Annotated in this window: 14 protein-coding genes; 9 read left to right on the top strand and 5 right to left on the bottom strand. The window is 39.6% G+C overall.

The features are described 5' to 3' along the window. Window positions 1-494: 494 nt before the first annotated feature. Together VB620_RS02550 and VB620_RS02545 are read right to left on the bottom strand one after the other, a co-directional pair. On the bottom strand, window positions 495-914 hold the full coding sequence (locus VB620_RS02550; protein WP_323194555.1) for a type II toxin-antitoxin system VapC family toxin: 420 nt from the start codon (window positions 912-914) through the stop codon (window positions 495-497). Then, complete coding sequence (locus VB620_RS02545; RefSeq protein WP_323194554.1) at window positions 901-1,179, bottom strand: CopG family transcriptional regulator; 279 nt, start codon at window positions 1,177-1,179, stop codon at window positions 901-903. Before VB620_RS02545 ends, VB620_RS02550 begins: the two co-directional genes overlap by 14 nt. A 208-nt stretch (window positions 1,180-1,387) precedes the next feature. Between VB620_RS02545 and VB620_RS02540 the strand changes: the two genes are divergently transcribed. The 4 genes from VB620_RS02540 (at window position 1,388) to VB620_RS02525 (ending at window position 6,159) form a co-directional block, all read left to right on the top strand. Continuing rightward, on the top strand, window positions 1,388-2,527 hold the full coding sequence (locus VB620_RS02540; protein ID WP_323194553.1) for a tetraprenyl-beta-curcumene synthase family protein: 1,140 nt from the start codon (window positions 1,388-1,390) through the stop codon (window positions 2,525-2,527). Between the two features lie 92 nt (window positions 2,528-2,619). Next, window positions 2,620-3,915: an APC family permease gene (locus VB620_RS02535; protein WP_323194552.1), complete on the top strand. Its 1,296-nt coding sequence runs from the start codon at window positions 2,620-2,622 to the stop codon at window positions 3,913-3,915. Window positions 3,916-4,020: 105 nt separating this feature from the next. Then, complete coding sequence (locus VB620_RS02530; protein ID WP_323194551.1) at window positions 4,021-5,136, top strand: fatty acid desaturase family protein; 1,116 nt, start codon at window positions 4,021-4,023, stop codon at window positions 5,134-5,136. 105 nt (window positions 5,137-5,241) lie between these two features. Then, window positions 5,242-6,159: a polyphosphate kinase 2 family protein gene (locus VB620_RS02525; RefSeq protein WP_323194550.1), complete on the top strand. Its 918-nt coding sequence runs from the start codon at window positions 5,242-5,244 to the stop codon at window positions 6,157-6,159. A 157-nt stretch (window positions 6,160-6,316) separates the two neighbouring features. Here VB620_RS02525 and VB620_RS02520 read toward each other — a convergent pair whose 3' ends face one another. From VB620_RS02520 to VB620_RS02510, 3 genes are all read right to left on the bottom strand, one after another. Further along, window positions 6,317-6,997, bottom strand: coding sequence for a hypothetical protein (locus VB620_RS02520; RefSeq protein WP_323194549.1), 681 nt, complete (start codon window positions 6,995-6,997; stop codon window positions 6,317-6,319). Between the two features lie 786 nt (window positions 6,998-7,783). Then, window positions 7,784-8,584, bottom strand: a complete 801-nt coding sequence (locus VB620_RS02515) for a hypothetical protein (RefSeq protein WP_323194548.1) — start codon at window positions 8,582-8,584, stop codon at window positions 7,784-7,786. Between the two features lie 4 nt (window positions 8,585-8,588). Further along, complete coding sequence (locus tag VB620_RS02510) at window positions 8,589-9,737, bottom strand: DNA cytosine methyltransferase (protein ID WP_323194547.1); 1,149 nt, start codon at window positions 9,735-9,737, stop codon at window positions 8,589-8,591. A gap of 287 nt (window positions 9,738-10,024) precedes the next feature. Here VB620_RS02510 and VB620_RS02505 point away from each other — a divergent pair, with 287 nt between their 5' ends. The 5 genes from VB620_RS02505 to VB620_RS02485 all read left to right on the top strand — a co-directional run bounded on the left by VB620_RS02505 (window position 10,025) and on the right by VB620_RS02485 (window position 13,720). Further along, window positions 10,025-10,666 (top strand): type I restriction endonuclease subunit R, encoded by a 642-nt coding sequence (locus VB620_RS02505; RefSeq protein ID WP_323194546.1) that lies wholly within the window; start codon window positions 10,025-10,027, stop codon window positions 10,664-10,666. Window positions 10,667-10,821: 155 nt separating this feature from the next. Then, window positions 10,822-11,034, top strand: a complete 213-nt coding sequence (locus VB620_RS02500) for a phosphoketolase family protein (protein WP_407674177.1) — start codon at window positions 10,822-10,824, stop codon at window positions 11,032-11,034. A gap of 168 nt (window positions 11,035-11,202) precedes the next feature. Beyond that, complete coding sequence (locus VB620_RS02495; RefSeq protein WP_323194545.1) at window positions 11,203-11,445, top strand: thioredoxin family protein; 243 nt, start codon at window positions 11,203-11,205, stop codon at window positions 11,443-11,445. A 12-nt stretch (window positions 11,446-11,457) separates the two neighbouring features. After that, a complete protein-coding gene (locus VB620_RS02490) occupies window positions 11,458-12,456 on the top strand; it encodes a permease (protein WP_323194544.1) in 999 nt (332 codons plus the stop codon). Between the two features lie 253 nt (window positions 12,457-12,709). Further along, the gene (locus tag VB620_RS02485; RefSeq protein ID WP_323194543.1) at window positions 12,710-13,720 is read left to right on the top strand and encodes an NADP-dependent oxidoreductase; all 1,011 of its coding nucleotides are present in this window, start codon (window positions 12,710-12,712) and stop codon (window positions 13,718-13,720) included. Window positions 13,721-13,833: the final 113 nt, after the last annotated feature.

The raw sequence follows: 13,833 nt of genomic DNA, 5'->3' as shown, positions 1-13,833 counted from the left end.
TATATCAATAACCTCAAACATATCTTCTCCTACTTGTGTAATATTATTGTAACTTAAATTCTTTGCATTTATCCCATGTACTATAATCTTTAATGTCCTATAATTATGTAGTATTGCTAGCCTAAATAGACTGCGATCGCATCTATCTATTTATCCTCCACAAGCGCCACAAAAATATTACCTTGAGATGAGGTAAGTCAGCCGATTGGAGAGCCAGAAATAAGGATGAAAATTGTAGGACTTACGCATAATCTAAGTTTTCTTGGCGTTCTTGGCGGCTTGGCGGTATGCGCTGCGCGCACGCTACGCGAACGATAAATCAAGATTTTTGGTAATTGTTGCGTAAGTCCTGTTTTAGACGGATAGAATATGTAAATCAGCAACAGTAGGATATGTAAGCGTAGCGTAAAGCATAATAATTACTGACAGTTGAGATAGCGAGGCGCGACCTAGTAATCACTATTATTTTGAGTCGTAATTTTTAAGCGATCGCTTCAGTTAATAGACATCAAATTCTCAAAAGGATGACGATTTTTCCAACGGTAAGTATTAAAGTCCCGAAAATCAACAGATAGAATCCGCCCATGCCCCAAATGTTCGGCAAGAATAATCAATGAAGCGTCCGCTAAATCCATTGGCAGAGAACTATATTGATTCATCAATTCACTGATTCTTTTCCCATCTTGAACTTTGAGATCAAAAACCTCAAAAGCACCAATTTCTAAGCTATGAATAAACGTCTGTTGAGCATTTGTGCCTGTACGTTTCAAGAGAATATGACAAGCTTCCGTAATCACACACCATGTTGTAACCAGAGGCTCATCAATCGTCTCTAAAACTTCTTGAGCGAGAATATGATAATCATCACGGCGGTTGATTAATGCTATCCAAAAGCCAGAATCAACGATGACCATATTTTTCGTTAAGACTTTCAGTGAGATATTGCTTGTAATTAACCGACAAATCAGAGTCCCCTTCAGCACAACCAATCAGCCCTGATTCTCTAAGGAGTTGCAAAGGCTTTACAGGGGATTCTTGACGTAATTTTTCATAATAAATATCGATCGCCGCTTTCATAATGTCAGATGCACCTTGATTTGTACGCTGGCGAATGTAATTAAACTTACTAGCGCGATCGCTATCGAGCCTGGCATTAACTCTCATATTTTTGCTTGTCATAACTTTGTATGACAATACTATAGCTCAAAAAATTCAAAGTTGAGTAGCTCTCAAATAGTTTTCTCATAGGGCGATCGTCTTCCAACTGACTTATGTGTGTCTAATTGTAGAGAACGTTATAATCAAACCTGTTTCTAGCTGTAGATGATATTTAAATAGTTTCATTTTAATATTGAGACACAAAAAATAATCAATAAAAATTTTAATAATGCTCCTAAATAAGTTGAATGATACTAATAAAAATATTAGTTATCCTATTCAAAAATCTTCATCAATCCAAGTTCCATCTGGTTCTGGTATGTTGATGCTAAAAATTTATCGTGATGTTCTTCCAAGAGTTCGTAAATATTTAAAATTCCGGAAGAACGAAGCTGAACAAATTCCTAATCATGAATTACGTAAACAAGCATTATTAAGTATAGAAACTAAAGCATTTCACTGTGAAGGTGGTTCCATTTATGGATTACTTGCCAAAGAAGAGATTGAGCAAACAATCCGCTTTATTGTGGCTTATCAAACAATTAGTGATTATTTAGATAACCTATGCGATCGCAGTACTTCACAAGATCCAGAAGATTTCCGTACTCTCCATCAAGCCTGCCTAGATGCTTTGACACCTAACGCTGAATGTATTAATTACTATCAGTTTCGTCAAGAACAAGACGATGGTGGCTATCTTATAAAACTAGTCAAAACTTGTCAGAATGTATTAAAAAGACTGCCATCCTATCAAATAGTTGCTCCCTACTTATATGAATTGGCTGATTATTATTGTAATTTACAAGTTCATAAGCACGTCAAAGTTGAAGAGCGAGTTCCTCGTTTAAAAGCATGGTTTGAAGAACATCGCCACAAAATTCCGCAAATGAAGTGGTATGAATTTTCGGCTTGTACTGGCTCAACGTTAGGAATTTTTTGTCTTATAGCCTATGCCTCAGATCCAAATTGTTCTAAAGAGTTAGCTATAAAGGTTAAAAACAGCTACTTCCCTTGGGTTCAAGGACTTCATATTCTCCTTGACTATTTTATTGATCAAGAAGAAGACAGGATGGGTGGTGATTTAAATTTTTGTACTTATTACAATAGTGAGCAAGAAATAGCTGAACGATTCATTTATTTTCTAAAGGAGGCTGATAAAGCCGTTTCTCAGTTACCGGATAAAAACTTTCATCGAATGATTAATCGAGCTTTACTAGGTGTTTATCTAGCTGATAAAAAAGTGAATGAACAGATAAATGTGAGAAAAACTGCTAGACAAATTCTACGTTCATCTGGTGGATCAGCACTCTTTTTTCTTTGGAATGGTCTAATTATGGCTCGGATTCGATATCAACAAATATTTGTATAATTTTGCACTCTGACTGTCTTATTGTTATATCAATAATGAATCGCGGGGAGAAAGCGCGATCGCCTGTAGAAACTATATGAGACAAGTTAAAAATGGCAAAGCGTAACATGGGATTTTGGTCAGTGGTTGCCGTCGGCATCGGTGGTATGGTGGGTGGTGGCATCTTCGCCGTTTTGGGGTTGTCTGTACAGTTAGCTCAAGGAGGCGCACCATTAGCGTTTGCGATCGCCGGAACAATTGCCTTACTCACGACCTATGCCTACGTCCAACTCTCAATCGCTTTCCCCAGTAAAGGAGGAACCGTCACCTTCTTAAATAAAGCCTTTGGCACAGGCGTTTTGACAGGAGGAATCAACCTGTTACTGTGGCTTAGTTACATCGTCATGCTTTCCCTCTACGCATCTGCATTTGGCAGCTACGGTGCAGTGTTTTTCCCAGAGTCTGCCCAAGTATGGATCAAACATTTGCTAATCACTGGGTCTATCATCGGCATTACTGGGCTTAACCTTCTGAGCGCCGATTTGATTGGTAAAGCCGAAAGCTGGATTGTGGCCTTCAAACTCATCATCCTCGGCGTATTTATTGTCATTGGTGCGCGAGGCGTTGATCTAGCGCAATTGCAGCCCTCCACTTGGGGTTCGCCCCTGTCAATCATTTCAGGAGGAATGATTATTTTCTTAGCCTTTGAAGGTTTTGAGCTAATGGCTAACACCGCCGAAGACGTAAAAAATCCTGAGCGGACATTGCCCCGTGCTTATTATTCATCGGTGATATTTGTGCTGTTGCTCTACATTCTGATTGCTGGCATCACCGTCGGATCTTTACCTACCGACCAAATCATTGCAGCGAAAGAATACGCATTGGCGGCGGCGGCGAAACCATTCATGGGGCAAGCTGGTTTTAGTTTAATTGCGATCGCAGCTTTACTCTCAACGGCTTCAGCACTCAATGCCACACTTTACGGAACCTCACGCCTGAGTTTTATCATTGCTAAATCTGGAGAGTTGCCCTCTGCCTTAGAAAAAAAAATCTGGAATCAGCCAATTGAGGGGTTATTAATTACCAGTGGCTTAACCCTAATTATTGCTAATCTCTTCGATCTCTCTGGCATATCCACAATGGGTAGCTCAGGTTTTTTACTCATTTTTGCTGCCGTTAACTTTGCTAATGTGCGGCTTTATCAACGAACGAATAGCTATAGATGGATTTCATTTTTAGCTACTGTGGCCTGTTTAGCTGCTGTCGTTGTGCTACTGGCTCAAACCACGCAAACAAATCCGCGAAATCTCTGGATCGTCGTTGTCATGGTAGGTCTAGCATTTGCGATCGAGATCGTTTATCGACGACTAACTGATCGTGAAATTCATCTCAACGATCTGCGTGATTGAGATAAATTAATGCTATGTTATTGCGGCGCGTGCGTTTGCATGATTAGCTGCAAGATATCAGCGTATCCGAAGATATTAATATTTGAGAGTTAAATACAGTACAAGATGAAAGTCAATAAATCTCATCAGTTTGTGGTTCTGGAAAAAGAGACAGCAAAAAAATTGAAGTTTGGGAAGAATAGTGGGTTTAAGACGGAACTAAAACGAAGGGTTGACGAACTTTTTCAAAATCCAGATCGTAAAGCTCGTGATTGTCCGCAAATGTATGCGAAAACCATTATCTTGTTGTTTAGCTTTTTCGGATTATATTCTCTATTAGTTTTGGTAGCTCAGACATGGTGGCAGGTAATTCCCTTGTGCATTATGCTCGGTGTCGTTACCGCAGGTATTGGTTTTGGTATTCAACATGACGGCGCACATCACGCATATTCCGATTCGCTATGGATTAATAAGCTCATGGCCATGAGTTTAGATTTGATTGGTGGCAGTTCTTATATTTGGCATTGGAAGCACGATGTTCTCCATCATACCTATACTAATATTGCTGGTTATGACAAGGATTTGGATGTGGGAATTCTTGGGCGACTTTCTCCTTCTCATCCGCCCTTAGCCTTCCATCGTTGGCAACATTATTATTTGTGGTTTTTGTATGGATTTATAGCGATTAAGTGGCATTTTTATGATGATTTTTATTGTCTGATTGTGGGCAAAATTGGCGATCGCCGCTATCCACGTCCTAAGTCCAGTAATCTAGTGATATTTTTTGCTGGCAAACTGGTATTTTTCGCCCTTGCCTTTGTGATTCCGTTACAATTTCATGGGCGATCGCAAGTTTTAGCAAGCTATGTATTAGTAGCCGTAACCTTGGGACTAGTGCTGAGTGTAGTATTTCAACTAGCTCATGTGGTCGAAGAAGCCGATTTTCCATTACCAATTGCCGAGTTGAATCTCATTGAGAAAGATTGGGCGGTGCATCAGATCGAAACAACGATAAACTTCTCTCGGAATAACCATTTGATGACATGGCTTTTGGGTGGATTGAATTTCCAAATCGAGCATCATTTATTTCCCAATATCTGCCATATTAACTATCCTGAAATATCTAAAATCGTCGAGCAGACTTGTCGAGAATATGGAGTCAGATATAACCAACATATTTCTTTTTGGTCAGGATTATCATCCCATTACCGTTGGCTAAGAAAAATGGGAACTACTGTTTAAATTTTTTAAATCTTTTTCAGAGCGATAGATATATGAAATTGGTATAAGGGATTAGCATACTTTTGCAATTTTTTTGTCTTGTACTAAAATTTGAGAGTTAAAAACATGACAGATCATCAATCTGATAATTTATTCCCAATCAAAAAACTTGACGATTTGATTCGTCCTTTTATTGTGCCACCAGAGCAGAAAATTTCCCTTACTAAAGACTATGACCCAGGCTACAAAGCCAATCACCTCAAAAAGTCAAAAGCTAAAGGTCAATTAAAGGAAGGTATTGAGGCTTTAGCTGAATATCAGGATGTTCTCTATGCCCAAAACACCCATGCTGTACTAATCATCTTTCAGGCTATGGATGCGGCTGGTAAAGACAGCACCATTAAACACGTTATGTCTGGGATTAATCCTCAAGGATGTCAAGTGCATAGCTTTAAAGCGCCATCTACAGAAGAGTTAAATCATGACTATTTGTGGCGATGTTCTAAGGCTTTACCCGAAAGAGGAAAAATTGGAATTTTTAATCGTTCTTATTACGAAGAAATTTTAGTAACAAGAGTGCATCCAGAAATCTTAGAGCAGCGACCGCTCACTGTTAGTTTAATTGATAATAATATTTGGAAGCGCCGCTTTGAAGAAATCAACAACTTTGAGAAGCATCTGGTTAATAACGGGACGGTCATCCTTAAGTTCTTCCTCAATGTATCTAAAGAGGAGCAGAAAGAACGTTTTCTAGAAAGGATTAATCGCCCTGAAAAGAATTGGAAATTTTCTGTAAATGATGCGAAAGAGCGCAGATTTTGGGATGACTATATGACTGTTTATGAGGATATGTTCAATCATACGAGTACAAAATATGCTCCTTGGTACATTATCCCCGCCGATCACAAATGGTTTACTCGTCTGGTTGTGGCGGGCATCATTTACACTCAGTTACAGGAACTGAATCTCAAGTATCCTACGGTCAGCAAAGAGCAACATCAAGAGCTTTTGAAGGCGAAGGAAATTCTGGAGAGCCAGAAATAAGGATGAGAATTGGTTGATTTTAGCGATCGCGTTCGCAAAGCGTCCCGGAGGGAACCAGCGCTCCGTAGGAATCGCTATTCCTGTGAGTCGTAATTTTTAGGCGATCGCTTAACGATTATTTGTCTTTGCGGCGAGACTCATCCTGAAAGGAGTTGAGTTATTTTCTCTGGCGCAATGCTTTTTCAAATCGCTCTGCCAAAATAACGGTCATAAACGGCTCGGCAAATCCCCCAAAGAACGGAATTGAGCGTATCATAGCTAATGACACAAGGGTTGGATCAAGTGATTTATTAAGAACTCCTAGAATTGCACTTTCTGCGGCTTTACGAGTATACGAGCGGCTAATTACGTTCGCGTTTTTCATGTATACTTCAATCTGATCAGACAAATTATTGACAGAAATTAACTCAATATAGACTCGATCACTTGGATTCAATAGCTCAATACTCATATCGAGTTCGCCATTCTGACGCTGTAACTCGCTAATTTTACCAAAGCCAACTTCAGGTTCAGTCTTTAGGCTGTAACCAACAATTTTTGCATTGTTGTCCAACCGTATTAAAACTGGTTGATTCCCAATTGCTTGGTTTCCAGAATTGAAAACTTCGAGATTAAATAGAAAAACAGATGTTGCTATATCTCCTGAATATTTAACCTCCAACTCACTGCGAATTGTATCTGAAAATGTCAATAGTGAAGAGGCATCATTTATGACACAATCAACTCGTCTAACTCGACTTGTTTTTTGCCAGATGAATATGGATGCTGCTGCCGTTATAACTGCTCCAACAATCGCACCAATTATTGCAGCAACCGTAGGGTTTTCATACCAATTCATCTATTGATAAACTCCGAATTATACAACCGTGATTGTCCAGCTAACTATGTATTATCTTGCAGATTACAGGATAAATACTTATACAATATAAATATTACAGAACTTTTCAGATAAAGCAACCAATAAGTACAATAACAAGATTTTTGCAGGGTAATATCCCTGAATAGAGTTTCATTTGGCAAAATACAACCTTTTAGAGTGTCCTAGCGGAGAGTAACGCACAAACAATTAGTATTAAATAACGTTTGGGTGCGTTACATTGTATTAACAAATCTTACAAGGTCTGCGATCGCTATTCCTGTGAGTCGTAATTTTTAGGCGATCGCCTTTAACGATTATTCCTAATACTAAATATCATTTGTCCGCATTTACACTTAATAGCAGAGCATTGAGATCGCCATTTGCCTTATATGTAATGAAGAGACTGAACGCGATTGGAGAAAGGAGAATCTATCGCTTGTCTCGCCGTAGGGATCGCCCCCAACTCAAAACCAAAATACCACAATATTGTCTGCTCCAATACTTTGTTATGGAGCGATCGCCCTGAATAAATTGCTTTAATCCAAACGAAAACAAGGCGCGTTACACTTCATTAACGCACCCTACTGGCGTGGCAAGGCTAAAATGTTGCAATAGGATTTTTGAGAAAATTGATATAAATCAATGCTTTCTGATTTCCCCTAATGCACTAGTTTAAGCTTGCCACGCCACTACAAGATTGGCGATCGCACTGATAACTGTTGCAATTAACCGACAAGACCGAATTGTTCCGGTGCATTGCGCTTGTTAGGCATCTTGAGGAGACAATAATTTGCTAATTATCTCCTTTACCTCAGCTTGTATGGTTTGTGAATTTCTTTGAAAAAAGTTAGCTAGGTCATACCCTATAACTTCCTTAAAAAATGCATAAGTAGATATATTTGGATCTTGACTCATTATTCCTGTTAACACAAGCATTCCATCCTTTCTATAACGCTGCGCTACAGGTTCACTAACTTGAGAAGATAAGATTGCTAACGCTGGCAATAAGTTCTCTTGATAAGCCCGCATTCCAAATCTTAGATCTGCATTCTGTCTTTTCGAATCAGCACTTTTATAACCTTGCCTAACTTCAAATACTACACCAGTCAAGGGGCTAATCAGCTTGCCATTAGGATCTAGAAACTGACGTGTACCTTCTAGCCATCTATTTAGCTTTCCATAGTCTTCATTTCTAAGATCTAAAGATGATATCCGAGTATCTAAGGTGTGAATACCATTACTATTATCAGGTTTTGCATACTCATATCCCCAACACATTTGCTCTTCACTAAGATTGAAATGAGTGCTGATAATTGTACGAAAGAGTCGCTCGCTTCCAACACCCAACTGTCGATATACTGAAGTAAGACCTCCAGCAGCTTTGTGAGCAGAATAAACCATTGGATCATCTAGTCCTAACCAAGCATAGAACGGATCACTGCCATACAAATTATGAAAGTCTGAAAGGGATAGACCTTCACTTTTTGATTGACCAAATGCAGGCTTATACTTTGAGCATTTCCGTAACGGGATGAGGAATATTTCAATCAAATCATTGTCAAGCATAGTTTCAAAATCCCACTGCTAACTCTAATTGAGTCGGTTGCGATGACAACTTACGAACGTTGCTAGGGATTCGAATATTTTGTTTAGTTAAATTATTAAGGTAATTATTTACAGAGGTCGCAACCTTATGTGCAAGCATTGGGGGGACTGCATTCCCAATAAGAGTTAAATTTCTTTGCGTCGAATAGGGAAAAATAAATTCATCAGGAAATGACTGTAAGCGCGCACATTCTCTAACTGTTAAACGCCGATTAAGTTTGTAGTGAAACTGTATACGTCCACGGGAATTTGCTCTTATGCAGTAAGCTACTTCGCCAACTTTATTAGTATGGTCACCTTGTCCACCCCCGCTAGTCGCTCTTGTTGCGATAAAATACTGACTTTGATTAGGTATTGATTCATCTTCAATATTCTCAAGGTCAGACAAAGCAGTGTCAATCGGCACGTATTTAACTAAGTGTGTTGGTATTGGTTTAAGTGGATCTCCATCTAAATCGTCTCTAACTCCAACTAGGAAAAGTCTTCTTCGACTTTGCGACAAGCCATAATCTGGTCCATATAAATCCCATACATTAAATCTATAGCCCACACCTTCCAATTCATTCAGTATTTCTTTCAAATACAAACCTCCATTTAATCTACTTAAATGAGGAACATTTTCTCCTATAACAATCGCAGGTTTATGAAAATCCATATAATCCACCATAACCTGATAAAGTCGGCCTCTTTTGCCTTCTAGACCTGATTTTAAGCCTGACGAGGAAAAGTCTTGACACGGAAAACCACCAAGCAATATATCAGATTTAGGCAACTTTTGTAGATTTAGTTTTGTCAAATCGTTCAGGGTAGCATATTCGCCAAGATTCAAATTGTAAGTTTCAACAGCATCTTTGCTATTATCAATTGCTCCAACCATATGGAAGGGTTGTTGTTGGTAATATTTTTTAAGGTAACGAAAACCACCTATAAAACCCAAATCCATTCCACCACATCCACAGAAAAATGACATGAGAGAGTAGCGCCTCCCATCATAACTTTTACCTAGTGAGTTATTAAAAGTTGCTTTATTGTTCGGATGTTCTTTAAAGCCAAATTCAAAAGAAGGAAGATTTCTCCTCGCTTTTAGTTTTGGAGTACCATCTTTCCGTCGCATGTACTTTCCTCAGTATATCTTACTAAAGCACTATTATATTTCCTAAAGACTGAGTTTCAAAAAGAAATGATTACTAACGCCTAACAAGTTATTATACAGAAATTTTTTACATAAGACTTTTGCACACGACCTTATAGTAAGCATTACAGGTGAATCCTGTCAAGCGATCGCATCAATAATCTATACCCTCAAGCCGATCGCTATTTTTCTTATATGTATCGTATTATTAAGTATTAGAAACTAGATCAAATTCCTAAACTTCATGTAATGACTACAAGGATTTAACTGTGATTACAAATGCTAGTAGCCTTACCCTTAGAAACCTCCGTCAAACCTTTGGTTTGAGACTCAATTCTAGCGATCGCTTTTTTGATGAATGGTTAAATAATGCGCCGACTCTAACCGAAGCAGAACTACAAGGACTAGATCGCCTCACTCGCAACTATACCTATCTCAGTCAAGAGGAAGCGCCCCTCGAAGAAATTGTTAAGCTTGTCGTAGTATCGCCATTGCTAGATTTAGCAGGTTTCTATCAGTTTCCTTTTTTGGTAAAAGCAGAAGTAAGTACCAATATTGAAGTTGCAGACGAAGCTAATGCTATTGCAGTTCAAGGCAGAATTGATATTTTGGTAATCCAAGATAGTTTTTGGATTTTGGTAATCGAATCAAAACCTGCAAGGCTAGACGTTACGGCGGGAATTCCCCAAGCACTAACTTATTTGTTGAGCGCTCCCAACTTAGAGTCAAGTTGTTATGGAATGGTTACAAACGGAAGAGAAGTATTGTTTTTGAAATGCGATCGCCACCAAAATGTCCCTCAATATACTAGATCCCATACTTATCGGTTACTTGAAAATACATCAGAACGTATCCAAGTTTTGCAGGGACTTAAACAAATTGGGGCTTATATTGGCGATTTGAGGAGTTAGGCGATCGCCACAATTATATATCTGCTTAAGACTTTGCTGTATGCGATCGCATGACTATCTTTAATTAATACAATTTGACACACCTGCAATACCTTATATCTAGCTACCTAGAATCAAAATATCATCCTTCCGAGAGGTAGCAAGCTGCTAGTTTACTGCGATCATTGGGGTGGAGTGAATTGTGGATACAGTTTGTTTTAACCATTGTTTCTGGACTGATTTTAGGGTTCTTGATCTTTCACCGAATCTCAACCTATCGCCGCGCCAATAGCAATCTCCACGTCCGGGGCTACAAGGAAGAAGGAACGATCACAAACCTTTTTGACATCAGAGTAAAAAATGACCTGTATCGCTTTCATCTAGTGTAAGAAGTGGTAGATCGTCTGCTGGATTTGGGTAGTAAGGGAACAGATATTCAGACAGCGAGGGAATGTAGACCAAATTGATCGATAGCACTCTCGGAAGGATGCGTCACAGTTAATTGAGTATTTTTTTATTTGGAAGTCCCTTAGAGAATATAAAAAAGGAGTTATGTCATGAATGCTATCAAGATTGAAATTTTAGGTACAGGCTGCAAAAAGTGCCAACAACTAGAAACAAATGCGAAAGAAGCTGTAGCGAATCTCAATTTAACTGCTGAAGTTTCACATATTACCGACCCCATCGAAATTGCTAAACGAGGTGTGATGTCTACTCCCGCCATGACAATTAATGGCAAAATTGCCAGCAAAGGTCAAGTCATCAGTGTCGAACAGATTCAGCCTCTATTGCAGCGTTAAAAAGGCAAATTCATGTTCGATCCATTTTATCCATTTGATTGGTTGGCGACTCAAATTGTCACCCAAATTTTGGGATTGCCGATTTCATCGCATTTAGGATCAAGTTTGCACTTCTTTCTTTACGATGTACCAAAAGTATTAACATTACTGATTGTAATTAGCTTTATTGTAGGGACATTTCAAAGCTTTTTAGAACCAGAACGGGTTCGCTCCTTGTTAGAAGGAAAACGCACTTTTGCCGGAAATATTTTAGCAGCAATGGTGGGAATAGTTACACCATTCTGTTCTTGTTCTGCCGTTCCTTTGTTTATCGGCTTTTTGGAAGCAGGTGTACCTTTAGGCGTAACCTTTTCTTATTTGATGGCAGCGCCAATGGTAAATGAGGTTGCTGTTATCCTTTTGTGGGGATTGTTTGGGTTAAAAGTGACACTGATCTACATTGGCTTTGGAGTGGGTTTAGCGATCGCCTCTGGATATATCATCGGACTCCTGAAATTAGAAAAATGGGTAGAACCATTTGTGTGGGAACTGCAAAAATCTCGTCAATCAATACCTCTAGAAGGGGAAGACAACCTAGAAACAGTGGTGTTAAGTTGGAAACAGAGATTTGAGCAAGGAAGATTCCAATCCAGCGAAATTGTGCGATCGGTTTGGCTCTATGTGGTGATCGGAATTGCCATTGGTGCAGGGATTCATGGCTATGTACCGACAGATTTTATCACTCAATATGCAGGTGCTAATAATCCTTTTGCCGTGCCAATCGCCATAATTTTAGGTGTTCCACTCTATGCAAATATTGCCGGTGTCATGCCAATTACTGAAGCTTTAGTAAATAAAGGAATGCCTATGGGTACAGTTTTAGCTTTCACAATGGCAGTAACAGCACTATCTCTTCCCGAAATGGTGATTCTTAAAAAAGTGCTAAAACCACAACTATTAGCCGTATTTATTGGATTAATGACCCTTGGCATTATCACCATCGGCTACATATTTAACGCCGTAATTAATTGACTTATACCAATTTCATGTGAGGCTGCAAATAATCCTGCAATTCCTTGATTAATCCGTCTTTATCTGTGTTCATCTGCGTCCATCTGCGTTCAGTAAATATTGATGTTACTCCCTGAAAATTACGAAATTATATGATATTAAAAAACCAATTCAGACCGCTATTCGATGCCAAAGCAAGCAGTCAATAATCACTATGAAAACGAGCTTTATCAGCCAAGAATTAACCCCAAAGCTAGGATATTAATTATTAAATATGTCTCACACCAGCCGCGAAATTCGACTCATTTCTCACCCCACTGGCATACCAACCCCAGCTAACTTTAGCCTCGCAGAAACCGAACTAAAGCCACTGCAAGATCGACAGGTACTCGTTCGTAACCTCTATATGTCCGTTGATCCATATATGCGCGGTCGCATGAACAAAGGGAAGTCCTATGTGCCACCCTTCGAGTTAGATAAGCCGATGACCGGCGGCGCAGTTGGGGAAGTTGTTGAATCCCGTGCCGATCAATTCAAGGTCGGTGATGCTGTTACTTCTAGCTATGGCTGGCGGGAATATTTCATCGCTAAACCCCAAGAGTTACACCCAGTCAGCCGCGACCTGCAACCGCTTTCAGTCTATCTAGCTGCCCTTGGCATGACAGGTATGACAGCTTGGGCTGGGTTGAATTTGGTAGATGTCAAAGCTGGCGATGTCATTTTTATTTCGGGAGCTGCTGGGGCGGTAGGTAGCGTAGCTGGGCAATTAGCGAAAATGCGGGGATGCAAGGTCATTGGATCAGCCGGTTCGGTAGAGAAAGTCAAGTTTCTGCTGGAGGACTGTGGCTTTGATATGGCCTTCAATTACAAATCCCGCCCGGTCACCCCTGTGATCGAACAACTGAATCTCGCAGCACCGGATGGCATTGATGTCTATTTCGATAATGTCGGTGGTGAAATGCTCGAAGCCTCGCTCTCAGCTTTACGGCTGCATGGTCGGATTATTGCCTGTGGTGGCATCTCTGGGTACAACGCCGAAACACCCCAACCTGGCCCCCCTAATCTTTTCAATATGACGACTAAACGATTGACGATGAAAGGGTTAATCGTTGGCGATTGGCTCAGTCATCAAGGCGAATTTGAGCAGGAAGTGGGCGGCTATTTCCGATCTGGAAAACTGAAAAATAAGGAAACAGTGGTGACAGGCATTGATAAAGCTGTGGGCGCGTTCATCGGTCTATTTGACGGCAAAAATATCGGCAAAATGATCGTGAAATTCGATTAAGTAGTGATCGAACAATTTTAGATTCTAGATTTTGGATTCAAATAAAAATTTGAACTCTAAAATAAAGGGTTTCAAGCCTCTCCATTCATGGATAAAAAAAGAAAAAATTCGTT

Origin of the sequence: Nodularia harveyana UHCC-0300 (assembly GCF_034931085.1) — a bacterium.
In the GTDB taxonomy this organism is placed as follows: Bacteria; Cyanobacteriota; Cyanobacteriia; order Cyanobacteriales; family Nostocaceae; genus Nodularia; species Nodularia harveyana.
The sequence above is the reverse complement of the archived record's forward strand: the minus strand, read 5'-3'. Positions and strand labels throughout refer to the sequence as shown.

Excerpts from the sequence above, each read along its gene's own strand:
- VB620_RS02550 (WP_323194555.1), bottom strand. The coding sequence starts at position 914 with ATGGTCATCGTTGATTCTGGCTTTTGGATAGCATTAATCAACCGCCGT.
- VB620_RS02495 (WP_323194545.1), top strand. The coding sequence starts at position 11,203 with ATGAATGCTATCAAGATTGAAATTTTAGGTACAGGCTGCAAAAAGTGC.
- VB620_RS02540 (WP_323194553.1), top strand. The coding sequence starts at position 1,388 with ATGCTCCTAAATAAGTTGAATGATACTAATAAAAATATTAGTTATCCT.
- VB620_RS02510 (WP_323194547.1), bottom strand. The coding sequence starts at position 9,737 with ATGCGACGGAAAGATGGTACTCCAAAACTAAAAGCGAGGAGAAATCTT.
- VB620_RS02515 (WP_323194548.1), bottom strand. The coding sequence starts at position 8,584 with ATGCTTGACAATGATTTGATTGAAATATTCCTCATCCCGTTACGGAAA.
- VB620_RS02485 (WP_323194543.1), top strand. The coding sequence starts at position 12,710 with ATGTCTCACACCAGCCGCGAAATTCGACTCATTTCTCACCCCACTGGC.
- VB620_RS02520 (WP_323194549.1), bottom strand. The coding sequence starts at position 6,997 with ATGAATTGGTATGAAAACCCTACGGTTGCTGCAATAATTGGTGCGATT.
- VB620_RS02490 (WP_323194544.1), top strand. The coding sequence starts at position 11,458 with ATGTTCGATCCATTTTATCCATTTGATTGGTTGGCGACTCAAATTGTC.
- VB620_RS02530 (WP_323194551.1), top strand. The coding sequence starts at position 4,021 with ATGAAAGTCAATAAATCTCATCAGTTTGTGGTTCTGGAAAAAGAGACA.
- VB620_RS02535 (WP_323194552.1), top strand. The coding sequence starts at position 2,620 with ATGGCAAAGCGTAACATGGGATTTTGGTCAGTGGTTGCCGTCGGCATC.
- VB620_RS02545 (WP_323194554.1), bottom strand. The coding sequence starts at position 1,179 with ATGACAAGCAAAAATATGAGAGTTAATGCCAGGCTCGATAGCGATCGC.
- VB620_RS02525 (WP_323194550.1), top strand. The coding sequence starts at position 5,242 with ATGACAGATCATCAATCTGATAATTTATTCCCAATCAAAAAACTTGAC.